The organism is Dolomitihabitans soli (assembly GCF_022213955.1).
Taxonomy (GTDB): Bacteria; Actinomycetota; Actinomycetes; order Streptosporangiales; family Streptosporangiaceae; genus Streptosporangium_A; species Streptosporangium_A soli.
Genome location: NZ_JAKNTW010000044.1, coordinates 1 through 22,193, shown reverse-complemented (window position 1 = coordinate 22,193; position 22,193 = coordinate 1). Strand labels below are relative to the sequence as shown.

Here is a 22,193-nt window from a genome sequence, read left to right as displayed (position 1 = left end):
CCGGAGGGGGTCCCGGCCATGTTCCGCATGGCCGGGAACACCTGATGGGTGTTAGCAGTTGGCGATGCCGGCACTGCCGGGGGTGTCACCGCAGTTGTCGCTGGTGCAGTCCTCGCTGTCGGCGCCGATGATCATGGGCGCGGCATTCACGAGGCGGACGTTGAGCGTGAATTCGCTCGGCTCCATCACAGGATCCTTTCGATGGGGAAGGGTGGGGCTACCTGGCCGTTGGCCAGGCGATCACGAGACGGGCGTGCTTCTTGTCCAGCACGTGCCCGGCTGGTAGTTCGGCGTTCGGCGTGGCCACCGGGTGGACCGACAGGCGGGGTTCCGGCCGACCGGCCTGATCCCATGTGGCGATCTGTCCGGCCAACCGCTGGGCGGATTGTTCCGCCTGCGGGCCGTGTGCGAACGCACCGAACTCGAAGACTGCGCCGTCAAGAGCGCGGGGCTTGGCGCGGTAGGCCAGGTTCGGACCGTCCACGAACGCTGGTGTGCCGTACCGCCATGGCAGCGCCACGATGCCGTCGTCGAGCGCTTTCTGCGACGCGGTGATCAAGCTGAAGCTGGGCAGGGTCGTGGCGAGCCATAGGTCCTGATCGCTGAACCGGATCCCGGTGTCCACGGTGATGCCGGTCCACACCTCCACGCGGGGCAGGCCCAGGATGCCGGACAGCGCTGCCGGGTCGATGTTCTCCTGTTCGTCGAGCCACAGCCCGACGGCGTAATCGTCGTCTTTGTCCAGCAGCGGGATCGCGGTGCCATGGTGGGCTCCTGCTCCCTGCATCGGCACGAACCCGCACGTTTGATGTCCCCGGCTTACCAGCGTGCCGCCCTGATGTTCAAGGACCCAGGATCTGGTCAGGCCCTTGGTGCGCAGCGGGACGACGAGCCGCCCGCCTTCGGCGAGCTGCGATGGCCAGGCCGGGGGAATGTCCCACGAGCCGACCGTGACGATGATTGCGTCGAACTTTCTGCCCGGTTCGATCTCGAACTCGGCGTCAGCGCAGATCACCTCCACGTCGGTGTATCCCGCATCTGCCAGAGACTGTCCGGCGCGGCCGGTGACCTCAGGGTCGATGTCGATCGTGGTCACCGAACCCGTCGGCCCGACGACCTCTCGGATCAATGCCGCGTTGTAGCCGCCGGACCCCACCTCCAAAACCCGGTCGCCGGGCTTGATTTCGGCCTGGCCCAGCATCATCGCCTGGAGCCAGGGTGCCGACACCGAGCTCATGGAGATGCCCCGCTCGTTGCGCTTGGTGATGATCGCAGTGTCTTCGTAGGCAGCGTGCAGGTCGGCGTCGCCCGTGAACAGATGACGGGGCACCGCCCGTAGTGCCCGCTCGACCTCAGCCGGCAAGGCCAAGCCCAGCGCCTGGTGCCGGGCTGCGATCTTCTCGACCAGCGCACTGCGAAGCTCGTCGGCGCTCATCGTTTCCAACATGCTGCCTTCTCTCTGGTAGAAGCCGCTGTCGCCAGAGGAATCCGTTGGCGGATCCACCTCCGGGATACTGGCCCGCATCGTCAAGGGCCCTGAGGTGCGCGTGGTCCCATCCTTTCCTCTCCAACGCGCCCCATCGTGGAATTCCAGCGCGCGCGGGTCGGCACCAAGCCGGGTAGTCATGTGCCGTGCCGTCCGAGAGGGCGAAGTGGTGCCCACCGAGTCGCCCTCGAGGAGGCGGTTGGACGGCGGCAAGGAACTCCGAGCAGGGTCACGCTGAGGCTCCGTTCCGGCACTGGGATGGCGATTGCTGCCGCCAGTCAAGGCGAAGGAGGCCGATCCGGATAGAGGAGGTCAGAGGAGGTGATCGTTTCAGGGACGTACGCTCGGAGCCATGACCCGCCATGTCGAAGTTCACGTGACCGCCGGAACCCGCGAAGAGGCCGAGCGCATCGTCAATGCGGCGGTCGAGAGCCGCGCGGCGGCCGGTGCCCAGATCAGCGGCCCGATCGTCTCTACCTACTGGTGGAAGGGCGAGATCCAGCGGAACGAGGAGTACTTGATCCTCATGAAGACCGCTGCGGCCCGGCTTGATGACCTCATCGTGGTCGTCAGGGAAGCCCACTCCTATGAGACGCCGGAGATCGTGGCTGTCCCGATCGAGGGCGGCCTTGCCGGCTACCTGAACTGGGTCACAGAAGAGACGGCTGTTTCCGCGAAGGGCGAGTAGCGGCGTATTCGGTGCGGAAGTCCCTGGCGACCTGGGTTCGTGAGGGCGTGAGTTCCGCGGCGACGATGTCGAGACGCTCCCAGCCGAGCGGGAACCCCATCGCGGTCGTGGCGTCGAGGGCGGACCGTGCGGAGTTGATCGCCTCGGTGACATCTCCGAGGCGGCACTGTGCGAGCGCCATCTCGGCCTTGACGACGCACAACTTCTTGAGCTCGGTCGCCGGCCCGAGGTGTAGCGCGATCTCGTCCATGGCGGCGACGGAATCGTCCTGGCGCCGGAGTCGCGAGTAGACGGTAAGGCTCATGGACGCGAAGCGCCCCGGGTCGAGGAAGCACGTCCACGGACGGGCGTTGATGTCTGCGCCAGCATAGATATCCATCGCTTCGCGGATCGAGCACAACGCGCCACGGTAGTCACCGAGGAGCGCCGTCTCCTCGGCGTGGCGGGCCAGCAACCATGCCCGCGTTGCGCGATCACCCTCGCCGATCCGGTCGAGCCCCCACCAAATGAGCCGAGTGCTGCGGGCGCGGTTCCCAGCCGCCATATACGAGCGGTATCCCGCCATGCAGGCGCTGATGGCGGCATCGTTCGTGTGCTTTGCGGCGAGGTTGGCCAGCCGGGTATGCGAGGCGGTCATTTGCTCGTCCCCCTGCTCCCAGGCGAACCATGCAGCCAGGACGGCGCTCTCCCCGGCCACCACCGCCAACCGGTGCCGGTGGTCGTCCGGAAGGCCGCTTTCCAACAGCGCGCTTACCTCGTTCAAGTGGGCGATCAGTGCCGGGTAGAGGGATTTTGCGGGAATGTGTTCTTCGAGGCGGTGGAAGCCCCGTGTTCGGTCTTCGAGGTGAGCGATCGTCGTATCGTCCGGCCGGTGGTCGCCGGCCAGGGCTCGCATGAGGCGTTGTGCTGGGTCGAGTGTTGTGGCCGCTGTGGCGGTCGCGGCCAGTTGCAAGAGGGTCCGGCGGTCCACGCGCTGGTTGAGCCTTCCTACTGTCCAAGCCAGGGCAAGGTGGTCGCTGGGCAGCTCGGATTGTGATTCTGGCGGCGGTTGCGGGTTCCGCGTCCATACACGTCGGTAGAGCTCGGCGTACACAGGGCCGGGCTGGTGGGTTCCTGCTTCATGAAAGCGGACCTCCCGGATGATCGAGCTTCGGCTCGGTAGGGCGGCGCGTGTCCTGGGATCAGCCGCGAGCTCGAGTTGTCGTGCCAATTCGTTCTGAGTCCAGCACCGGCGGAGCCGCTTCGCGCGAATATCCTCCGCCCAGCCGGGCCTGACGCCATTTTCGCTCATCTGGGCTCACCTATACGCCGGTAGCTGAGGGTCCTCCTGCAACCTCCTCCATTCTCTTCCTGACAACCTCCGTTCGCAGGTGTTCACTTTCGGTGACCAGACCCGCATTCGAACGGGCGGCTTGAGGCACCGCACTATGAACCTGATTCGGACACCGCAGCGTCGCGGACCTTGGCGCTCGCTGTCCCAGTCGCGCAGATTGCCCTTCTCAACCTCGTCTGGATGATGGCGGCCGAGGACATCCCAGCGAGCGCACGCCGGCTGGTCGAGTCCGTTCTCCGAGCGAAGAGAGGACATGGGCAGGCTGTGCTGACACGCGACAGGCGCGCCGCCCACCTCAGGCAGGAGGTCCCACATGTACTGGACGGCTTGACCCATGACGCGGAGTCGGGTCCCCATGGGCCCGTCGCATCCGCCCGGCTGCGACGGCCGACGACCATAGAAGGAACGCTGCGGATGATCGGAACGACGAAACCGCCGGAACGACACGAATGGATGCGCACGCCCGAGCGGATGGCGTGGCGGTGCGTGTTCCCTGGAGAAATCGAGCAGGTCAGGCACGCCCGGCGCATGGTCGAGGCGTTGTTCGCCGGAACGGGTCGCGAGAACGACGCTGGGCTCATCGTGTCCGAACTCGCGACTAATGCCTTGCGGCATACCCGGTCCGGCCACCCCGAAGGCTGGTTCGGAGTGGAGGTCCGTCTCCCCGACCACGGCCCGGCCTACCTCGGGGTTTGTGACCTCGGTGGAGCCGGGATCCCGCGGTTCAAGCGTCAACAGGCCGAGCAGGGGCCGAGCGCGGGCGGGCTTGGGCTCCCGATCGTCAAGGTGCTTGCCGTACAGCTCTCCCGGATCGGTAGGCCAGAGACCGGGCACACGGTGTGGGCCTACCTCGAGCTCAAGGCCAGGAACGTCGAGTGTGCGGACGGTGCAGCGGGATGAGGGGAGGTCGGCCTGCTGCTATCAGGCTGCCCTCCGGCGTACGCAGAACGCTCCACCGGAGGAATGGCGAACATGAGCGCAGTTGACTTCGGGACCGTCCTCGAAGGGCTCTATCCGGGGTACGGCGATGACGTGCGGGCGAAGCTGTTCGCGCTGATGTGCGACGTGACCTTCGTCTACGTCGACAGCGACGAGGACTGCAGCTTCGACGTCAGCCTCGACTGCGCCCTCGACGCCCTCGGCGACAACGTGCGCGAGATGCGGGCCCAGCACCGCCCCAGCCCGCTACTCCTCCGGTCCGCCGTCGGAGGGCCGGACGGCGGTGCGTCACGGGCGAACGGTGACGTCTGAACCCTAGGTAGCGTGCGACGGTGCCCATCCGGTCTACGGGTGGGCACCGTTCGCTTTGGGGGTCATCAGCCCACGCGGAGCGGTTCGGAGTGGTCGGCGGTGGTGGCGATCAGGTGGGTGTGGAGGAAGGCGCTGATTGCCTCGTACGCGGTCAGTTCGTTGGCGCGGTTGGTGAAGCCGTGGCCTTCGTCGGGATAGATGTCGTAGCGGACTTCGACGCCGCGTTCGCGCAGGCGGGTGACGATCTGGTCGGATTCGGCCTGGGGGACACGTGGGTCGTGGGCGCCCTGGATGACGAACAGGGGAGCGTTGATGCCGTCGGCGTGAGTGACGGGGCTGCGCTCTAGTAGGTGTTCAGCGCGGGTGTCGGGGTCACCGAGGACGGTTGCGACGAACGCCTTCCAGGTGGGTGGTGACGCCTTCGCCAAGGTAAGGAGGTTGCTCGGGCCGCAGATGGAGACCCCCGCGGCCCATGGGTATCGCAGGCGGGCCAGGCAGGACAGCGCAGCGAAGCCACCGTAGGAAACGCCCATGACGGCAAGGCGGTTCGGGTCGGCCCAGTCGAGGGTGTGCAAGTATTTGATGCCGTGGTCCAGGTCGTCGAGGTCGATGCCTCCCCAGTCGCGGTAGATGAGTTTCTGGTGGGCGGTGCCATAGCCGGTGGATCCGGCGAAGTTGGGGGCCAGGATGGCGATTCCCTGGTGGAGGAGGTGCTGGTACAGGCCAGAGCGGGCGTAGATGGGGCGTTCCTGGGATTCCGGACCGCCGTGGATGGAGAGCAGGACCGGGTGAGGGCCTGGGCCGTCCGGGCGGTAGAGCAGGGCGTGGACGCCGCGTCCATCACGGGCCGGGTAGGTGATCAGCTCGGGGGCGATGGGGTCGATGACGTGCAGCGCGGGGGGTCGGGTGTCGGTGAGATATCGGAACTCCTGGCGGGCCAAGTCCAAGACCGCTAGCTCTGCTGGTCTCGCCGCAGAGTTGATCATTATGACCGCGAGGGAGGCGTCCGGTGACAGGGACAGGGCAGAGATGACGCCGGGCGGGATATCGGGGAGAGGGAGCGGGGAACCGCCACGGTCGGCGTGCAGGCGGGAGCGGCCGGCCTCGTTGACACACCAGAGGCGGACTCCTGCGGCGGCGTCGAGGATTTCGACGTCCCAGCTCGGGCTGGCGATCGAGCGAATGGTTCCAGTCGCGAGGTCGAAGAACACGCCGTGAGTGGCGATCCCCGCCAGGATCGTCCCGTTGATGACCTTGAACACCGATTCCGGGTCGATTCGGCTTGCCCCGTCAGCCAGGAACGCCTGGCTCAGCCCGTTCGCCAAGGTGATCGCGTACCTGATCGCGACCAGACTCAGGTTCGCGGCCAGGAACGCCCACACCAGCCGTGGCAGCAGTTCCCGCGCCGAACTCTCCCCGGGTAGCGCCTGCCCGGCCATGAGCATCACGCCCGCGGCCGTCACCAGCAGCACGAAGCAGGTGTTCGCGATCGTCCGCGACACCTCCCACAGCTGCCGGGCTCGTGCCATCCCCGGGGAGTTCAACTCCGGCGTCGCCAGTACGGTCGACCCGAGCATCGTGAACACCGGCTTGGACGCCGACTCCACCAGATGCGTGAACCACCCATTGACCGCTTGGCGTGCTTCACAGGCCGCGTCGATGAACCCGCACTCCTGCTCCGGCGCCACGGCCGAAGGCGACGGCGTCGGGCTGGGAGCATGAGAAGGCGTTGCGGTGGGAGCCGGTGAAGGCGGTGTACTTGGTGCCGAGGATGAGGCGAGCGCGCGTCCGCTGATCAGTACCGAGGCGAGCGCGGCGCCGAGCGCCAAGAAGACGAGCAGCCCGACCGCCCCTCGGTGGGTGCGGGCCATGTCAGGCCCCCACGATCCGCTGCAGAATCTGCACCAGGACCGGCGCGAGCACCGCCACCCCGTACCCGAGCGCCCCGTACCGCAGCGTCTTCTTGGCGGCCTCGACCTCTCCGGGGTCTCCGCCGGCCAGGATGTAGCGGACTCCCCCAATGGTGAAGAACAGCGTGGCCAGTCCGACGAGCAACCCGACCACCACGTTCCGCAGGTTGGTGATGACCTGGTCGAGCGAGGCGTCGGCCAGCGCGGTCATCGCCTCGGCGATCCCCGGCACGGTCAGCGCGGCCACCGTGCATCCGCCCGTCCACATCAGCGACGCGACACCACGCCGAGTCCAGCTCACCCCTGCCGGAACCCGGACAACGAACAACGGACAAGGCCGAGACGGCCGAGACGGCTTCATGACATGGCTCCCAAGAACGAGAGGTCCTGAACGGGCAGCCAGCCGTGATCACAGGCCCGGAGCGGTCCGGGATGGGTGTCCTCCTTCAAAGGACGAGGGACGATTGGCCTGATGGGAACGGGCGATCGCCCCCGGAACTCCACCCCGAGCCGTGATCACGGCTGATATGCATGAACCACCGACTCAGCTCCCGAAATTGGAGCCCAGCCCGTCGCAGCTGACCGAGACTTGACCCTCCTCGATCGCTCGCGCCAATCGCGCTTCGGCCACCCGCCGCCGCTTGTACAGCCGATCCGCCGGGACTCCCGACCGCTCCGCGTACGCCCGCAATGCCTGGCCTTCCAGGCGCGTCGCATTGATCAGCTTCGCCTCATCGCAGGTGACGACCCGACACCGGACAGCCTCGGCGAGCACCAGGAACGGCTCCGCGATCACCTGTTGCGGAACCACAGCCACCTGTTCCGGCGTCTCGCCGCACAACTCGACGGAAGCGATCTCACGCGCTCTCGCCCGAAGCGCCCCTTTCCTCGCCCACATCAACAGCCGGGGCAGGATGTTCGGCCGGTCGAGATCGATCCGGCCGAGCTGCGCGACGAAGCTCGTCACCATCTCCGAGACGACGTCGTCGACCACGTGCACCGGGCAGCCCTGGGTGGTCCGCGAGGCCAAATTCTTCAGCCCCGGCATCGCCACCCCCACACACCCGATCACCCACGCTGGACCGTCGCACCGAGAACGTCGCACGAGGTGCGCCCAGACGGCATCCTTCAGCTCGTCGTCGGCATGCGGTGCGAGTAGCAAAGCCTTCAACTCACCGAGATCGATCGAACGCATCGGCGCTCCGTGACCGATGAGACGGCCGTCTACCGAGAGCGGACTCGGCCCGGTGATCAGGAGCTGGAACGTCCTGTCCGCCGCGCTTAGGGCGTTGTCGTTGAAGCTCTTCGAGGTTGCGTTGTCCTGCAGGCTGAGGGCCATGGAGTCTCCCCGTGGGTCGTGCTGGTGTGGTCGATCCAGGTCTCGACCACCGAATGGGAAGAACTTGGGATGGCAAAGGATGAAATGCAGACACCAGAGATTTGCCGCAGACGCTCCATCGAGCGCCTGACCAGTAGCGAGAGACATCCCCCGAAGGCGCGCTAAAAGATCACGCCAAGCTCGCCAACAGATGGCTGACCTGCGGATAAGCGCACCACCGAGCGGCCCGTCAAAGTTTTCCTAGTACTCCAGACAGGCGCGGGCGCGCAAACGTACCTCCCGTCGCCGGAACCGACCCTTCACCTGGGCGAACGCGTCATCCAATCCGGCCTGCAGACGAGGCGCGTCGAGGTGTTCTGCTCTGGCCAACGCGGCCAACGCATGATCTTCAGTTCCATCACACCTGAATGATCACAGCGGTGGCCGTCTGCGCGTCACTCGAGTAGGCGTATGCCCCGGCATGCGTACCCATGCGGGGCCATGGACAGGAATGAACCGGTAGAGCGGGTAGATCTACCCCACATCCCGATCTACGACTGGAGTACTACCAGTAGTTCAGTTCCATGGTGCATCACAGCACCCGAGAGGGGCCCATCGACAAGTAGTACGGGCCGAGTTGGAAGTCCCAGCCCTGTTGAATGACGGCAGCGGCGATGTCGCTGTTCGTCAGCGGCCCGTTCTTACGCAAGCGCAGGATATCCGGCCAATATAGATCTCGTTCTATCAGGGCGCTGGTCAGTCGCTTCATGGTCGTCGGATCTACTATCCGGCTCTCCAACTGCCGCATATGGCGAACGCCGTCGGTCACGACGTGGCCCCATCCGCGCTCGGCGCAGTATTGGCGCATTGCGTTGAACTTAACGCGGTTGATCGACGTGGCCATCTCAAATCGCGGTTTGACCTCGATCAGGAAGCACCGCTGGTCATTCGTCACGGCGAGGAGGTCCGGATAGTAGGTGCGTTCCTTACCATTGAATCGATAGGGAATAGCCACAGGTTGCTCACAGTACCAGGCGATCTGGTGGGCGAGATCGAAGAGCTTGATCACCCGAAGTTCTAGAATCGACTCGTAGGCCACTTCCCGGCCCAGCTTAGGAGCGTGCCACAGGCCGCTGTGTTCCCGTTCGTTGACTGCACGTTGCGCTCGTACCTGGTAAAAGTCTGGAGGAGCGCCCAATTCGGGCGCCCACGCAACCGCGTCGAGAATCTCGGCGCAGCGGGCAGTAGCCCGCCCTACTACACTTTCCTGCCGGATTTGCTGCACTTCTTCTTCACGTCGGCGGGCGAGGATGCTGGTAACCTCCGCCGCGAGATGTCTGCTTTCTATCTGGCCGTACTTGGTGAGTATGGCCATGAACCGCACGGCCAGGCGTGGATTCGTGTTCGGCAGCGCGGCCTCAGATAGATTGAGCAAGCACTCGGAAGTACCGATTGCGGCGTTGGCGGCCTGCTTCAGCACCTGTTTGATGGCGCCACGGACGTGGTCGATTGCCCACGGCAGCCGGTGTTCGGCATGGAGGCGCAGCATGGCCTTTTCTTGGAGTTGACGTGCTCGCGTTGCGCTCACCCCGAGCGCTGCCCCGACGGTTTCCAACGACTGTGGTTGATAGTCGTACAAGCCGAGCCTGCGCGCGAGGACATCACGACGACGCCAGTCTATGACACCACTGATCGCCGCTGCCGGCAGCTCGCGGACTTGGATAAGGGTGTCCTCATCGGCGCCTTGGAGCGCATCCCAGCTCAGGTCGAGCAGGCCCAGTCCTGGCCAGGAGCATTCCACTGTCCATTGCGTCAACGGCAAGCGGCCGAGGTTTTCCAGCAATGCCTGGCCCGCCCGCTCAAGCTTGTCGTCCGGATAACGTAACAAGTCAGCGATCTCTGGTCGGGCATGAAACCTCGCGTGCCAGTCGGCGTTTAAGCGGGTACCGGTGATGGTCTGCCAGATGCTCAGGATGCGATCGAGATGTGTTCGATGCCAGTTGTAGGCATCGGCGGCGTCCACACCCTCTGTAGGAGGAATCAACGCGGACAGGCGTGACTGGATGCCACCAGTCGTGCGCTCGTGCCGGTGTGCGATTTCCTCAAGAGGTATCCCCGCTCTTAGCTCGATGAGGAGGTCATTGATCTCCTGCCGTTCCCACCGGGCTCCGTGCCGCCGTGTTGGTGTGACCGTGACCGGTCTTGTGGCTGAGCTGTCGTCAGTCAGGTCAGACAATGCGCGCTCCATCCCGTCGTCCCATAGAGCTTTGTTGATCAGCGCCTCATCAGCAAGTGACGAAGACCAATGTGAGTCGCGGCACCCACGAGCTGGTCGTCCGACCAGTACTCCAGTCGTAGATCGGGATGTGGGGTAGATCTACCCGCTCTACCGGTTCATTCCTGTCCATGGCCCCGCATGGGTACGCATGCCGGGGCATACGCCTACTCGAGTGACGCGCAGACGGCCACCGCTGTGATCATTCAGGTGTGATGGAACTGAAGATCATGCGTTGGCCGCGTTGGCCAGAGCAGAACACCTCGACGCGCCTCGTCTGCAGGCCGGATTGGATGACGCGTTCGCCCAGGTGAAGGGCCGGTTCCGGCGACGGGAGGTACGGTTACTCGCCGGCGCCCACGCCTGTCTCCAGGGGCTACCGTCCGGGCTGGAACGCAAGACCGGCCGGTCGCTGGCCGAATACGCCGGGGAGAGGGCACCCGATGGCATGCAACGGCTGTTCACGACCGCGAAAGGGGACGTCGACGGCGAGCACATGGCCCGGGACGGTGGTCCGCAGACGACTCCACACCAAGCGGCGGGTCGCGCAGAAGGAGGGTAGGACCGAGGCTGAAGGAAGGACTACAAGGGGAGATTCCAACCTGCTGTGATCAGCTGGTGTTTCAGTGCATGGGAGCGGGTGGCCGTCTCGGGTCACCGTCGATTGAGCAAGAGCGAAGGGCCGCGGCCGAAGGGCTCGCGGGGTGCTGAGAGGCGGTTGTTGCCGCTCTCGGTGTGGTTGTGTTCCGACATCACGCCCGTAGGGGCCAACGTCAAGGATCGTCCCGCTGCCGAGGTGGTGTGCGGGCGGCATCGCCAGGCCGTGGGGCGGGAGCTTGCGCGGCATCTGATCGGGGCCTGCACGCGTTCGGGTGGGATCGTCGCGGACGTCTTCACGACGAGCGAGGTGGTGCTCGTCGCGGCGGCCGAGATGGGGCGGATGGGGATCGGGTGCGTTACCCGTTTCCCGGTCGCGCAGCACCTCGCCGGCCGTCTGCGACAGGAGCTTCCGGCGGACCAGCGGGCGGCGGTGAGGCTGCGCCCGCATGGGCCGCACGAGCTCCGGGAAGCGCTGTGCGGTTTGGAGGGCCGGGTTGAGTTGCTGATCGCGGCGCTTCCGCCGTATCCGGAAGCCGGGCGAGCGGTCGGCTCGGCCGGGGTGTCTTGTCCTCCGTGCAGGGCGGAGCCGCCGACGCTCGGGGTGCCACAGGTCGGCCGGTTTCTGGATGATGCGCGGCGCGTTCTCGCGCCGGGGGGTCACTTGGCGGTGATCACTACAGCCCGGCATGAGCGGGGCAGGCTGGTGGACCTCGCGCCGGGGATCATCCATCGCGCGGCGCGTGCCGGGCTCGCCTACGTCCAGCACGTCATCGCGCTGCGCGTCCCGATCGAAGGGGACGCACTCGTTGTCCAGTCTGGTCCGGCGGAACTGGCGCAGCTTCGCTGTGCTCAGTCTGGGGAGCTGCCGCCGGTGGTGTCGGTTCACGCGGATGTCTGCCTGTTCGCGCGTACTGCCGGAGGCGCCCGATGAACGAGAAGGTTCTGTCGTCGGTGCTGGCGACGGGTCAGCTGCAGTCGCGGGTGCAGCGGCGTGGCCGGTATGTGGCGGAATCGATGAGGCATCCGGGCAAGATGCTTCCGTCGATCGCCTTCGAGGTCATTTCCGCGTTCACCGAGCCGGGTGAATTGGTGGTGGATCCGATGTGCGGGATCGGGACCACCTTGGTGGAGGCGATGCACCTGGGGCGGGATGCGGTGGGGATGGAGTACGAGGCGGACTTCGCCGGACTCACCGCCGCCAACATCCAGCACGCCCGCTCTCAAGGGGCGACGGGGATTGCCCAGGTGGCCTGTGGGGACGCGCGGAACATCGCGGCCGTGTTTACGAGTTTCCGGGACAAGGCCGCGCTGGTGCTGACCTCTCCGCCTTACGGGGCTCAGACCCATGGGCATATCCGTTCGGGGACTCGGGACGGTGGCGGTGGTCCGGTTCAGAAGTGGAACCATCGTTACTCCACGGACAAGGGCAACCTCGCTCACCAGAGGTTGCCTGAGCTGATGGAAGGCTTCGGGCGGATCCTCGCGGGATGTGGCGATCTGCTGCGGCCGGGCGGAGTCGTCGCGATCACGGTTCGGCCGATCCGGGTCGGCGGGCGGCTTGTGGACCTTCCCGGTCAGGTCATCGAGAGCGCGGAGGCGGCCGGCCTGGTGCTCGCGCACCGCTTGGTGGCGTTGCTGTGCGGGTTGCGTGATGGCGGGTTGGTGAATCGGGCGTCGTTCTTCCAGATGCTGGAGGCCCGGAGGAACCAGGAGAAGGGGCTCGTGGGGTGTGCCGGGGCCCACGAGGACCTTCTCATTCTGCGCAAGCGGGGTGAAGAGGGTTGAGGGTCACGTTCCCCGGTAGCACGACGGCGTACGAGCGATGGTTCTCTTCGTTGTCCACAGGCTGTGGACAACCGCGTGTGGCTGGACGGGCGGGAGGTCGTGTCCAGACCGTGGTTGACATTGATCATCGAGGTGAGCGGTCATGTAGGACCGCCGGGGGTGGGTGGGCCCGTAGGGCCCGGACCGGTCGCTGGTGGGCGTGGGGACTCGTTCCGAGTTGGGGCTGGTCGTGAGCGGGGCAGGTCGTGGGCTGCGTGTGGTTGTGCCGGGGGAGGAGTTGCGGCTCACCCCCGGCGCGGCCGGCGTGTTGCTGCGGATCCTGCTCAAGGCCGCTTCCCGCGTCAGGCAGCCACAGACCGTGAAGGAGCAGGGGAAATGACGATCAGGTTCGGCTTCTATGGCCGGGTGTCGACCGAGGACAACCAGGACCCGGAGGCATCAAGGGCCTGGCAGTTGCATCGGGCGCGGGCGCTGATCGACTCGCGGGGCGGGGAGGTCGTCGCGGAGTTCTTCGACGTCGATAAGTCCCGCTCAATCCCCTGGCAGCTTCGGCCGTACGCGGCGGCGTTGATCGAGGAGTTGAAGGATCCGTTGCGGGGCTTCGACGCGGTGGTGATCGGGGAGCCGCAGCGGGCGTTCTACGGGAACCAGTACAGCCTCACCTTCCCGTTGTTCGAGCACTTTGGGGTGCCGTTGTGGGTGCCCGAGGTTGGCGGGCCGATCGATCCGGTGAATGAGGCCCACGACATGATCATGGGTGTCTTCGGCGGGTTGTCGAAGGGGGAGCGGAACCGGATCAAGATCCGGGTGCGGGCCGCCATGGCGGCGATCACGGCGACGGAGGGCAGGTTCCTGGGTGGGCGTCCGCCGTACGGGTATGTGCTCGCCGATGCCGGGCCGCACCCGCACCCCAGCAAGGCGGCCGACGGGCGGAGGTTGCGGCGGCTTGAGGCTGATCCGGTCACCTCGCGCGTGGTGCGGTGGATCTTCAGGGAGTTCCTCAAGGGGCGGGGCTATCTGGACATCGCGGAGGATCTGACGCGGCAGGGCGTTGCGTCGCCGTCGGCCAGTGATCCTGGGCGGAACAAGCATCGCGATCAGCGGGCGTGGTCGAAGTACGCCGTCCGGGTCATTCTCACCAACCCGCGCTACACGGGTCACCAGGTCTGGAACAAGCAGCGCAAGGACGAGGTCCTGCTGGACGTCGAGAATGTCGCGCTGGGGACGACGACCAAGCAGCGGTGGAACACGAAGGACACGTGGATCTGGTCGGAGCATCCCGTCCATGACGTGATCGTGAGCGTCGAGGAGTTTCAGCGCGTGCAGGAGGTCCTCGCCACGCGTGCCAGGGGCCAGTACAGCCAGCGTCCGCACCCGACCCCGCGTCCGTATGCCTTCCGGGGGGTTCTGTTCTGCGGGTACTGCGAGCGCCGGATGCAGGGCAACTGGAACAACCGGCAGGCGTACTACCGGTGCCGCTTCCCCGAGCAGTACGCCATCGTGAACGACCTCGACCATCCCAAGGTCGTCTACTTGCGGGAGGCGGAGATTCTCGACGAGGTCGACGGCTGGCTGGGGACCGCGTTCGGGCCGGACTCGCTGGAACGCACGATCGCGGCCATGGCCGAGCAAGTCGTCGATCCCAACGAAGCCGCACTCCATGACCTGCGGAAACGCCTGGGCCAGTGCGATCGGAAACTCAACCAGTACCGGTCCGCGCTTGACGCAGGAGGCGACCCGATCGAGATCGCCTCCTGGATCAATGAGACCAAAAGCGAACGCGCCCGCTTGGAAGGAGAAGCCGCGGCCCTGCCAGCCGCGCAACGCATCAGCGTTGAGGAGATCAGGTCGATGATCGAGGAGGTCGGGGATCTGGTGCGGCTGGTCGGCGGGGCGGACTCGGACGACAAGGCCGACCTCTACGCCAAGCTCGGCCTGAAGCTCACGTATTACCCCGAAAAGCAGTATGTGGAGGCCCGGGTTGAACCGGAACCCCCACATGTGCGTGCGGTGTGTGTCCGAGGGGGGACACCCACGATACGTACATGCCGTTCACGGCGACCACCCGACTCGTTCTCCCTGGTCAGGGGCGGTGAGCATGCATGGAGCCTTCTCGTTTGGCTGTATGTCGAATCCAGCGGACCACCGTAGCGTCGGTTGCGATTCTCGCGTTGATCGCCGCAGTCGTCTCGTTTCGGCACATGCATGAGCTGTGCCTCCGTCACGGTGAGGACCAGCTGGCGGCCGTGCTCATCCCGCTCGCTGTGGACGGCACTATCGTCGTCGCTTCGATGTCGATCCTTCTGGCCAACCGGTACGGGTCCCGGGGAGGGCTGCTGGCCTGGAGCCTACTTATCATCGGCAGCCTTGCCAGTCTCGGTGCCAACGTCGCCGTCGCCGAGCCCAGCATCGTAGGCCGCATCATCGCCGCCTGGCCCTCGGCTGCGCTGATCGGCAGCTACGAACTCCTCATGTCCCAGATCCGCCGTGTCGCGGTACCCGTATCCGTCAACGTGGATTTGGCAGGATCGGAACGCCACCACGTCGAGGAGTCGATCCAGAATCTCGCCTCAGTTGATGGTTCCGTCCGTTCTCGTGCCCTCGGAGTCGTCGACCTTCATCGCGCAGCATGGCAGTGGGCGCAGGTTCATCGCCATCCGGATGGCACTCTGCCATCGGGCAAGACGATAGCCGCGCAGTTTGAGCGAAGTGCCCGATGGGGCCGCTGGATCAAGAACGCCGGACTGGCTGGCGAACTTGGTTAACCGACGTGGAAGTCCTTGGACTTGGCCTGGTCCCAGGGCCCCGGCAAAGTCGGTTGAACGCTTGTTGATCACGTGAGACCGAGGATGGGCAGGGTGCGGGTGGCGTCGCGGGAGAGTCGGCGGATGGCCTGAGCAAGGTTGGCTGCGCCGGTCAGACGCAGGGCGCCGATGGCGAGGTTGCGCAGGGCGGCCATGTTGCGGGGTGCGTTTCCGGTGCGGGCTTGGGAGTGGTCTTCACCGTAGGTGGCGTCGCGGACGTGGTGGAGTCTGTTTTCGATGCTCCGGTGGCCACGGATCCAGGTTGCGAGGTCGGCGGGGGCGGCCTGGAGGGTGGGCAGGCTGGTGATGGCGTAGACGGTGACGGTCCGCCATTTGCCGCTCTTGATGTTCCTGACCTGGCGTTTTGATCTGGATGGCTTGGATGGTGTGGGGGAACAGCAGCCCGGTTTTGACGGTGAGGACCTTCCGGGTGCGGCGTTCGTCGCGGCCGTGTCCACGGTCACGCCGGCGATCGCCGATGGGGACGTGTTTGCACAGCAGTCGCTTGAGCTGGGTGTGCAGGGTGGGCTGGTTCTTCTTCACGATCAGCACGTAGTGGGCGTTCTTCTGCTCCACCCGGAAGGTGGCGTGATCGCGCTGGGTGTGCAGGGCGTCGGCGGTGATGACGCATCCGTCCAGGTCGATGCCCTCCAGTAAGGGCTGGAATCGGGTGATCTCGTTGGTTTTGCCGTCCACGTCGGTCTGGGCGAGTACCAGGCCGGAGGTGTGGTCGAGGGCCGCGAGCAGATGTACGGTGGCGCCCGGGGCCAGGCGTGCGCCGCGCAGTGCTTTGCCGTCCACCGCGATCGCCCGTCGGTGTTGCCGCTGGTGTCGGGGGGTGGAGGTGGGTGCGGTGTTGGCCTGCGCCTGCAGGCGGGCGGTCAGCGGGTGCGGGCGGCGACGGTGAGGGTGGCGCTGTAGCCGTACTCGGGTGGGCCGTTGCCGGCCGAGTGGTGCCGGCCTGCGGTGATCTCGGTGGAGGCGATGAGTTCGCCGGTGGAGCGGCGGGCGTGGGGTGGGCGGGCGAAGACCGGGGTGGCGGTGGTGTCGATGCCGACGTCGCCGCGGAAGTGGCGGAGGTGGCCCCGGCCTTTGGCCCAGCGCACTGGGGTGAGCACCAGCGCGGTGACGATGTCCTGCAGCAGTTCCCGCTTATGCGAGTGTGCTGGGTCGTCATCCTCCCAGGCGGTGGCCAGCGCGTCGGCCTGATGCTGGGGCAGGCGGGCGCGCCGATCGTGGCGGGCTGGATCCAGCACGGTGGTCAGCCGGTCGAAGACCCGGTAGAAGCGGCGGGAGGAGGCGAGCACCTGGTGGATATCTTCGGGGTTGATGTCGGGCAGGCCGAGCCGGTGGCGTGCGGCGGCGGTCAGGCAGAACGCGGCGATCCGCCAGGCCTCGACGAGTGTGGCCTTGCCGGTGTGGTTGATGGACAGCAGCAGGCAGGTCAGCACCGCGCGCGGCGATGGGCAGCCCGGGTGGGCCGGGCCTGCCGCGCAGCAGTGCGACCGCGGTGGGCTCGTCCAAGGCGGGGACGAAATTTGGTAGCGGGCCAGCGCGGAGGTGCTCATCCCGGCCGCGGCGGCCACCACGCCCAGGTCGATGCGGGCGCTCAGCAGTTCGACGATCCAGGAGGAGCGCAGCCGGCGCACCGACAGGGCGGGCAGGCCGCCGGTCGGGGTGTGGCGGGCTGTCCAGGAGCTGAACAGGTTCTTGGCGTGCCGGGCGGTGCGCCTGGGCCGGAATACGAACCGGTCGCCGGGCTGGTCGGCGGCGTAGGCCAGGATGTCCTCCCAGGCTGCGCGGCAGACGATCAACCGGTCTGTGCCGGGGACGGTCACCACGACCGCGCCGCAGTCCAGGATGCGCAGATGCCTGGTGCGGACGGCGGCCACTTCCCCAGAGGTCAGACCGCAGCCGCAGGCGAGCGCCATCAACGCCAGCGCGTCGCCTCTGGCCTGGCCGGGCAGGCGTTCGGCCCAGCCGCGAAGGCGGCCGAACTGGGCCGGCGAGTACGGCGGGCTGACCTTCTTGGGGCCTTCATCGGCGGCGGCGCCTGTTCGCCGCGTTCCAGCCAGGCGAGCGTGGCGCGCATGTGCCGCAGCCAGGACCGGTAGGTCTGCGCCGAGCTTGGGGCCAGGTCGGTGCAGCCGGTCAGGACGAACGCGTCGATCGTCTCGTGCCGCAGCCACACTTCCGGGTCATCGGGCAGGCCGGAGCGGTGACACCACACGGCCAGCCGGGTGGTCGCGGTGAGCAGCCGCTGCACTCGGTAGGGGGAGCGGTCGGCGCTGGCGGCGACCAGCATGCGCACGTGCCCGGCGATCTGTTCCCATTCTGGCGGGGCCTGTTGCGGCCGGTAGCCGGTGATCGCGTGCGAGGTTTCCGCGTCGAGAGTCACACCCCATCCATAGCGGCAGGACAACCTGCCGTTACGGAGGGCGACGACATCTACCGAAAGGAGTCGTTTGTCATGGTTGGAGGCCGCGGGCGTTCCCGCTCTCCCCGGGAGTTGGCCGACGACCCGGAGAACTGGCCCCACGCGGATCTGTCCGGCCATCCGGCCGCCGCCGTCGTCCAGGCCATCGCTGCGGCTCTGCAAGGAGTGATGGCCGAGCGGGGGCTGAGTTTTCTGTAGATGGCTTTGCAGCTCGCGTGAAGAGACACATCTGCAACTGACCCCTCACAGCCGAGCACAGCTCCACCTTCGCGACTGCAGACCGCCGGATGGCTCGACAGCGGTGTTGCACCGGCAGACCCCAGTAAGATCGCGAACTGCTTGTTGAGGATGAGCCGCTGCCAGCGACGCAAGGTGGAGGTGCCGGCGGCCCGTGGACCGGGAGAGAAGAGACCGTCCATCGTCAGGGAGTAATCGCTGAGCTGTCACTCTCCCGCTGCTCGGAACATCCAAGGACATTGCCTCTTAGATCGGACACGCCATATGCGCCAGCCCTACACCGTGCTCGTTTTTCCTTTTCGGATAACTGCAGGTATGCCGGAATACGCTCTTTTCCAGAGAGCGGATGATTCTCATTGGCAGAGCGTGGCCGGCGGCGTCGAGGAAGGCGAGGATCTGGAGAGCGCGGCCCGTCGCGAGTTCGCCGAGGAGACCGGTCTGCCCGCGGGAGGACCGCTGTTCAAGCTCGACATGGTAAGCGGAGTAGAGAAGAGTTGCTTTGCGGCGAGCAAGCTCTGGCCCGACAACCTCTATATCGTGCCCAAGCACTTCTTCGCCTGTGACGTAACCCGAGAAAAGGCCCAGATAGTGCTCTCCTCGGAGCATCGAGACACACAGTGGCTGCCGTATCAGGCCGCATACGAGTCGCTGCGTTACGACGACGACAAGACGGCGCTTTGGGAGCTCGACCAGCGTATTCGCCGCGGGGACCTGCCAGGCGCGCCATAGCAGGCGACGTACTGCATAAAACGTGGCCGGTTCGCCTCAGGTCGAACTCGCGAAGTTGAGACGCGATGCGCCACCGCCTCTGCCGCGCCAGGCCAGCCCCTCCATGAACACCTATCCACTCGTCTTTCCCCCGTCGACGAGGATCGGGCGGTGGCAGGGCGGCGCGGCAAGTACGGGAAACGATCATCGCCCCATCGGGAAGCGATCTTCTCGACCCCTATTGTCCTCCTGGTCAGCCCTACTCGTGAACACCCCACCCGGGGGAACGCCACAGTCAACCAGTCGGTCGCCTGCGTAGCCGAGCAAATTGCCTGCGCGGCCAGCCTTCGCAGTAGAGCACAAGCACTGTCCCAGCGATCACTGCCAAACCCGTCGCGGTCCACGACCACAGCGAGTCCACAGGCAACCTGGGCACCCCCCACGACACCGCTGACTCATCTCCGCCTCTCGCCGACTCGTAGAGCGGTACCAGCAGCGTCACGGGCAGCACCCAACCCAGTGATCTACCGAACAGCCAGACAGATACACAGGCGATCCCAGTCCACCACAGGGTGTTCCGCAGCACGAGTGGCAGCAGGACAGTGGCATCGGCGAGGGTGACGCCGAGCGACAACAGAGATATCGCCGCGATCAGCGTCCATGAAAGGAACGCGAAATCGATCAGGCGCATCGAACGCGCCGCGACGAGATCGAAGTCCGCCATGGCGCTCCTGAGCGCTAACGACACGACACAGGCGTACGGCAGGGGAATGAGCACGGCCAGCGGGAGCGTTTCGGCCATTCCTGAAGCCATCGTCGGCAGTTCGACTTCCGAACGGCCCCAGATCGACGTCGCAACACACAAGCACACAAGAGCGATCACCGTGACCCCCGAGCTGCGGGCACGGAGGACACCGAGCACATCGGCCCATCTCGGTGTCTCATCGGCGAGTGCGACCGAATCCTCCTCAACGCGCTGACGGGTGTTCATACCGCTAGGCCCCGGCAAGTGCAGCTCCGCCTTCTGGACAGCCAACGGAGGGTCTTTTGGAGGTACGAGATCAGCGTCGGCACCCATCAATCACGGACCACCTTTCCCGGGCCCAGGCCACCTGTTCGGAACGGGGCCTGCCAAGTATGGCGGACACCTGTCGTCGGTCGTCGGTGGTCATGGTGCTGGCATCGTATCGAGGATCACCAAGCCCTTGCCAGGCTGCGGCTCTTATCCAGGTGACCAGTTGGTTCCGCGCTGCGTCCACGGGCTGGAACTCTTGCCGACTTCGCGCCACGCAATCTCGGCTGCGGTCGAAGACGGTGAAGGCCATCATCTGGATGAACGATTCCTCTGTCAGGCCACCGTCCACCTCGATAACGATGATGCGCTTGCCGTGGGGTATGGCAAGCCCAGCATCGAGGACGAGATCGGGCTGAGGAATGATTCCCGTCGTTACTTGCGCCACGCGCGCCACAGCGGTCTGCACCGCGCCGAGGTAGGCCGCGTTCTCCGGCCAGACGCACACCCGCGGGCCAGCGGGCACTGGCGCGCATACCGGATCTGGAGGGGACGGGCGGAGTTGCTGCATCGGCCCGGTGGCGATCACGACGATCAAACCCGCGACCAGCGGCAGCCCCCATGTCAATCCACGGTGATGGAGTAGGCGCCTGCCGCGAACTGTGGAGTCATGGCCTGATAGAAGAGCGGCGGCCACGCAGGCGACGCCTAGCAACATCCGGCTCAGCACGGCGGAGGGACTTGGCTCAACGAGTGCCGGCCCGAAGCTAGGAACCATGGCTCGCAGCAGGAACAACAGAACGAAGGCGATCGTGGCCGCCAGAGGAGCGGCGAGCCTGCTGCGCATCAGGTTTCCCACGGTATGGCCGAGCGCCGTACAGACGACCAGAGCGCTCAAGGCAAGCAGGAGATAGCCCGGCCACAGGAAGCCCGCTGGGGCGCCGGGGGAGGTGATGGCGGCGACGACCAGCGAGACGACGACCAGGGGGAGAGTCACGTAGACGAGCGTGCCCGCCAGATGCACCGCCTGTGCCTGCCATCGCGGGCGGGCCGCTCCGGCGAGCAGCTCGTGCATTCGGCCTTGATGGTCGCGCTGGGCGGACCAGGCTGCCGCGGCGGCGGCGGCCATCCCGAAGACCGTGGTGACTACGGACGCTGCTCGCACGCTCGCTTGCGGCCAGATGAACTGCCAGAATGTTTTGTCCTGGATCAGGACTATGAGGGCACCCGCTAGTAGTGGAGTAGCCAGCCAGGCCATCGGAGATCTGCGTAGCTCAATGCCCAAGACCCTGATCACCTGTTTGCTGCCCCGTCCCTCAACACCGAGATGTAGCCTCTCTCGATCGCAGTATCCCCTTGCGCGTTCGGCGCCGAACTGGCCGCCAATTCTGCTGGTGTCCCGGTGTAGACGATGCGCCCATCCGACATGATTGCCAGCCGATCACACACCGCGGCGACATCCTCGACCAGGTGCGTGCTCAACACGATGGTGGCCCGATCTGACAGCGTCCGGATCAGCTGCCGAAAGGCAAGGCGTTGCTCGGGGTCGAGGCCCACCGTGGGCTCGTCCAGGAGTACTAGACCGACGTCACCCACGACCGCCTGGGCGATCCCCGCCCGACGCAGCATTCCGCCGGACAGCGCTTTCATACGCACCCTGGCCTTGTCGGCTAGATCAACGGACTCCAACGCGGTCATGGTCGCCTCCCGCACTCGCCTCCGCGGAATTCTGCGCAGCCAAGCACAATAACGCACAAATTCATAAACGGTGAAAGAAGGATAGTATCCGAAATCTTGCGGGAGATAGCCCAGCCTTCTTCTGGCCGTCAGAATATCTTTCTTGCGTTCAAGTTTCCGACCAAGTACGGTGACGGTACCCCCCCTGGGGGGAAGAACAGTCGCCACGGTACGCAGCAGTGTTGTCTTCCCTGCGCCATTCGGCCCTAGCAGGCCAACGATTCCTTGGCTTATGTCGAAGGTGAGTCCATTGATGAACGGGGTGACTCCATATCCCTGCGCCAGGTCTTCGACTGCGAATCCGTTGGACAATTGACTATTCCCTTACGGTGTAGCGTTCGGCTCTACCCGCAGGCAGAGCCGAACGGCAACAACTTCTACTCTTGAATGGTGGTTACGTGATTTAGGTAAGTGTCACACGTATTACTTTTCGACCAGCTGGAATGCTGCCAGTCCATCCAGATGTCCGTTTGCCAGTCGCAGTCCCAGACTCCGCGGGACCTGTTGTCGCCCGCACCCATAGTGCATGATGCATTAGCTTTTCGGTCGGTAGGAGTTACCCGGTACCAGCCGCACGACCACAGGAGTTGCGGGTCATCGGTAGCGGTGATG

At 65.7% G+C, this 22,193-nt stretch carries 24 protein-coding genes and 1 pseudogene; 11 read left to right on the top strand and 14 right to left on the bottom strand.

All coding sequences use genetic code 11. The features are described from left to right. Positions 1-51: 51 nt before the first annotated feature. Both MBA17_RS50080 and fxlM read right to left on the bottom strand, forming a co-directional pair. Complete coding sequence (locus MBA17_RS50080; protein WP_274386965.1) at positions 52-186, bottom strand: hypothetical protein; 135 nt, start codon at positions 184-186, stop codon at positions 52-54. A 31-nt stretch (positions 187-217) separates the two neighbouring features. Next, complete coding sequence (gene fxlM / locus MBA17_RS45895; protein WP_238505034.1) at positions 218-1,504, bottom strand: methyltransferase, FxLD system; 1,287 nt, start codon at positions 1,502-1,504, stop codon at positions 218-220. Between the two features lie 334 nt (positions 1,505-1,838). Here fxlM and cutA point away from each other — a divergent pair, with 334 nt between their 5' ends. Continuing rightward, the gene (gene cutA, locus MBA17_RS45890) at positions 1,839-2,174 is read left to right on the top strand and encodes a divalent-cation tolerance protein CutA (RefSeq protein WP_238505032.1); all 336 of its coding nucleotides are present in this window, start codon (positions 1,839-1,841) and stop codon (positions 2,172-2,174) included. Here cutA and MBA17_RS45885 read toward each other — a convergent pair. Then, complete coding sequence (locus MBA17_RS45885) at positions 2,137-3,144, bottom strand: NsdA family TPR-like regulatory protein (RefSeq protein ID WP_238505031.1); 1,008 nt, start codon at positions 3,142-3,144, stop codon at positions 2,137-2,139. The genes cutA and MBA17_RS45885 overlap by 38 nt on opposite strands. Positions 3,145-3,921: 777 nt before the next feature. Between MBA17_RS45885 and MBA17_RS45880 the strand changes: the two genes are divergently transcribed. Next, positions 3,922-4,407, top strand: coding sequence for an ATP-binding protein (locus MBA17_RS45880; RefSeq protein ID WP_238505030.1), 486 nt, complete (start codon positions 3,922-3,924; stop codon positions 4,405-4,407). Between the two features lie 72 nt (positions 4,408-4,479). Beyond that, positions 4,480-4,758, top strand: a complete 279-nt coding sequence (locus tag MBA17_RS45875; protein ID WP_238505028.1) for a hypothetical protein — start codon at positions 4,480-4,482, stop codon at positions 4,756-4,758. A 65-nt stretch (positions 4,759-4,823) separates the two neighbouring features. On the opposite strand, the gene MBA17_RS50850 is transcribed toward MBA17_RS45875, so the two are convergent. The 4 genes from MBA17_RS50850 to MBA17_RS45855 all read right to left on the bottom strand — a co-directional run bounded on the left by MBA17_RS50850 (position 4,824) and on the right by MBA17_RS45855 (position 10,222). Further along, positions 4,824-6,446, bottom strand: a complete 1,623-nt coding sequence (locus MBA17_RS50850) for an alpha/beta hydrolase family protein (protein WP_238505026.1) — start codon at positions 6,444-6,446, stop codon at positions 4,824-4,826. A gap of 184 nt (positions 6,447-6,630) precedes the next feature. Next, on the bottom strand, positions 6,631-6,969 hold the full coding sequence (locus MBA17_RS45865) for a pilin (protein ID WP_238505024.1): 339 nt from the start codon (positions 6,967-6,969) through the stop codon (positions 6,631-6,633). Positions 6,970-7,212: 243 nt separating this feature from the next. Further along, complete coding sequence (locus tag MBA17_RS45860; RefSeq protein ID WP_238505022.1) at positions 7,213-8,007, bottom strand: hypothetical protein; 795 nt, start codon at positions 8,005-8,007, stop codon at positions 7,213-7,215. Positions 8,008-8,578: 571 nt separating this feature from the next. After that, positions 8,579-10,222 carry a TnsA endonuclease N-terminal domain-containing protein gene (locus tag MBA17_RS45855; RefSeq protein WP_238505020.1) on the bottom strand — a complete coding sequence of 548 codons (1,644 nt, stop codon included), beginning with the start codon at positions 10,220-10,222 and terminating at the stop codon, positions 8,579-8,581. Between the two features lie 283 nt (positions 10,223-10,505). Between MBA17_RS45855 and MBA17_RS50845 the strand changes: the two are divergent. From MBA17_RS50845 to MBA17_RS45825, 6 genes and pseudogenes are all read left to right on the top strand, one after another. After that, positions 10,506-10,751 (top strand): annotated as a pseudogene (locus tag MBA17_RS50845) (IS701 family transposase); the annotation flags it as partial. A gap of 231 nt (positions 10,752-10,982) precedes the next feature. Next, a complete protein-coding gene (locus MBA17_RS45845) occupies positions 10,983-11,792 on the top strand; it encodes a DNA methyltransferase (protein WP_238505016.1) in 810 nt (269 codons plus the stop codon). Further along, the gene (locus MBA17_RS45840) at positions 11,789-12,646 is read left to right on the top strand and encodes a TRM11 family SAM-dependent methyltransferase (protein WP_238505014.1); all 858 of its coding nucleotides are present in this window, start codon (positions 11,789-11,791) and stop codon (positions 12,644-12,646) included. Before MBA17_RS45845 ends, MBA17_RS45840 begins: the two co-directional genes overlap by 4 nt. A gap of 199 nt (positions 12,647-12,845) precedes the next feature. Then, on the top strand, positions 12,846-13,025 hold the full coding sequence (locus MBA17_RS45835) for a hypothetical protein (RefSeq protein WP_238505012.1): 180 nt from the start codon (positions 12,846-12,848) through the stop codon (positions 13,023-13,025). Beyond that, positions 13,022-14,797 (top strand): recombinase family protein, encoded by a 1,776-nt coding sequence (locus MBA17_RS45830; RefSeq protein ID WP_238505010.1) that lies wholly within the window; start codon positions 13,022-13,024, stop codon positions 14,795-14,797. The genes MBA17_RS45835 and MBA17_RS45830 overlap by 4 nt, the downstream gene beginning before the upstream one ends. A 20-nt stretch (positions 14,798-14,817) precedes the next feature. Continuing rightward, positions 14,818-15,411: a DUF2637 domain-containing protein gene (locus MBA17_RS45825; protein WP_238505008.1), complete on the top strand. Its 594-nt coding sequence runs from the start codon at positions 14,818-14,820 to the stop codon at positions 15,409-15,411. A 68-nt stretch (positions 15,412-15,479) separates the two neighbouring features. On the opposite strand, the gene MBA17_RS50070 is transcribed toward MBA17_RS45825, so the two are convergent. The 4 genes from MBA17_RS50070 to MBA17_RS45810 are packed head-to-tail and all read right to left on the bottom strand — an operon-like array spanning position 15,480 to position 17,848. Next, positions 15,480-15,605 carry a hypothetical protein gene (locus MBA17_RS50070; protein WP_274386964.1) on the bottom strand — a complete coding sequence of 42 codons (126 nt, stop codon included), beginning with the start codon at positions 15,603-15,605 and terminating at the stop codon, positions 15,480-15,482. A gap of 40 nt (positions 15,606-15,645) precedes the next feature. Further along, the gene (locus MBA17_RS45820; protein WP_274386966.1) at positions 15,646-16,323 is read right to left on the bottom strand and encodes an ISAs1 family transposase; all 678 of its coding nucleotides are present in this window, start codon (positions 16,321-16,323) and stop codon (positions 15,646-15,648) included. Positions 16,324-16,331: 8 nt separating this feature from the next. After that, entirely contained in the window at positions 16,332-17,381 is a 1,050-nt protein-coding gene (locus MBA17_RS45815; protein ID WP_238505001.1) for a hypothetical protein, read from the bottom strand. After that, on the bottom strand, positions 17,381-17,848 hold the full coding sequence (locus MBA17_RS45810) for a hypothetical protein (RefSeq protein ID WP_238504999.1): 468 nt from the start codon (positions 17,846-17,848) through the stop codon (positions 17,381-17,383). The genes MBA17_RS45815 and MBA17_RS45810 overlap by 1 nt, the downstream gene beginning before the upstream one ends. Before the next feature lie 72 nt (positions 17,849-17,920). Here MBA17_RS45810 and MBA17_RS45805 point away from each other — a divergent pair, with 72 nt between their 5' ends. Both MBA17_RS45805 and MBA17_RS45800 read left to right on the top strand, forming a co-directional pair. Then, a complete protein-coding gene (locus MBA17_RS45805; RefSeq protein ID WP_238504998.1) occupies positions 17,921-18,085 on the top strand; it encodes a hypothetical protein in 165 nt (54 codons plus the stop codon). Positions 18,086-18,388: 303 nt separating this feature from the next. Further along, positions 18,389-18,853, top strand: coding sequence for an NUDIX hydrolase (locus tag MBA17_RS45800; RefSeq protein ID WP_238504995.1), 465 nt, complete (start codon positions 18,389-18,391; stop codon positions 18,851-18,853). A gap of 274 nt (positions 18,854-19,127) precedes the next feature. On the opposite strand, the gene MBA17_RS45795 is transcribed toward MBA17_RS45800, so the two are convergent. The 3 genes from MBA17_RS45795 to MBA17_RS45785 all read right to left on the bottom strand — a co-directional run bounded on the left by MBA17_RS45795 (position 19,128) and on the right by MBA17_RS45785 (position 21,893). Further along, positions 19,128-19,823 (bottom strand): hypothetical protein, encoded by a 696-nt coding sequence (locus MBA17_RS45795; protein ID WP_238504993.1) that lies wholly within the window; start codon positions 19,821-19,823, stop codon positions 19,128-19,130. A gap of 70 nt (positions 19,824-19,893) precedes the next feature. Continuing rightward, a complete protein-coding gene (locus MBA17_RS45790; RefSeq protein WP_238504992.1) occupies positions 19,894-20,973 on the bottom strand; it encodes a DUF7224 domain-containing protein in 1,080 nt (359 codons plus the stop codon). Positions 20,974-21,137: 164 nt separating this feature from the next. Next, on the bottom strand, positions 21,138-21,893 hold the full coding sequence (locus tag MBA17_RS45785) for an ABC transporter ATP-binding protein (RefSeq protein WP_238504991.1): 756 nt from the start codon (positions 21,891-21,893) through the stop codon (positions 21,138-21,140). Positions 21,894-22,193: the final 300 nt, after the last annotated feature.

Coding starts and splice junctions, on each gene's coding strand:
- MBA17_RS45830 (WP_238505010.1), top strand. CDS start 13,022: ATGACGATCAGGTTCGGCTTCTATGGCCGGGTGTCGACCGAGGACAAC.
- MBA17_RS50080 (WP_274386965.1), bottom strand. CDS start 186: ATGGAGCCGAGCGAATTCACGCTCAACGTCCGCCTCGTGAATGCCGCG.
- MBA17_RS45875 (WP_238505028.1), top strand. CDS start 4,480: ATGAGCGCAGTTGACTTCGGGACCGTCCTCGAAGGGCTCTATCCGGGG.
- cutA (WP_238505032.1), top strand. CDS start 1,839: ATGACCCGCCATGTCGAAGTTCACGTGACCGCCGGAACCCGCGAAGAG.
- MBA17_RS45840 (WP_238505014.1), top strand. CDS start 11,789: ATGAACGAGAAGGTTCTGTCGTCGGTGCTGGCGACGGGTCAGCTGCAG.
- MBA17_RS50070 (WP_274386964.1), bottom strand. CDS start 15,605: ATGGCCGCCCTGCGCAACCTCGCCATCGGCGCCCTGCGTCTGACCGGC.
- MBA17_RS45805 (WP_238504998.1), top strand. CDS start 17,921: ATGGTTGGAGGCCGCGGGCGTTCCCGCTCTCCCCGGGAGTTGGCCGAC.
- MBA17_RS45795 (WP_238504993.1), bottom strand. CDS start 19,823: ATGAACACCCGTCAGCGCGTTGAGGAGGATTCGGTCGCACTCGCCGAT.
- MBA17_RS45880 (WP_238505030.1), top strand. CDS start 3,922: ATGATCGGAACGACGAAACCGCCGGAACGACACGAATGGATGCGCACG.
- MBA17_RS45860 (WP_238505022.1), bottom strand. CDS start 8,007: ATGGCCCTCAGCCTGCAGGACAACGCAACCTCGAAGAGCTTCAACGAC.
- MBA17_RS45800 (WP_238504995.1), top strand. CDS start 18,389: ATGCGCCAGCCCTACACCGTGCTCGTTTTTCCTTTTCGGATAACTGCA.
- MBA17_RS45790 (WP_238504992.1), bottom strand. CDS start 20,973: ATGGCCGCCGCCGCCGCGGCAGCCTGGTCCGCCCAGCGCGACCATCAA.
- MBA17_RS45815 (WP_238505001.1), bottom strand. CDS start 17,381: ATGGCGCTCGCCTGCGGCTGCGGTCTGACCTCTGGGGAAGTGGCCGCC.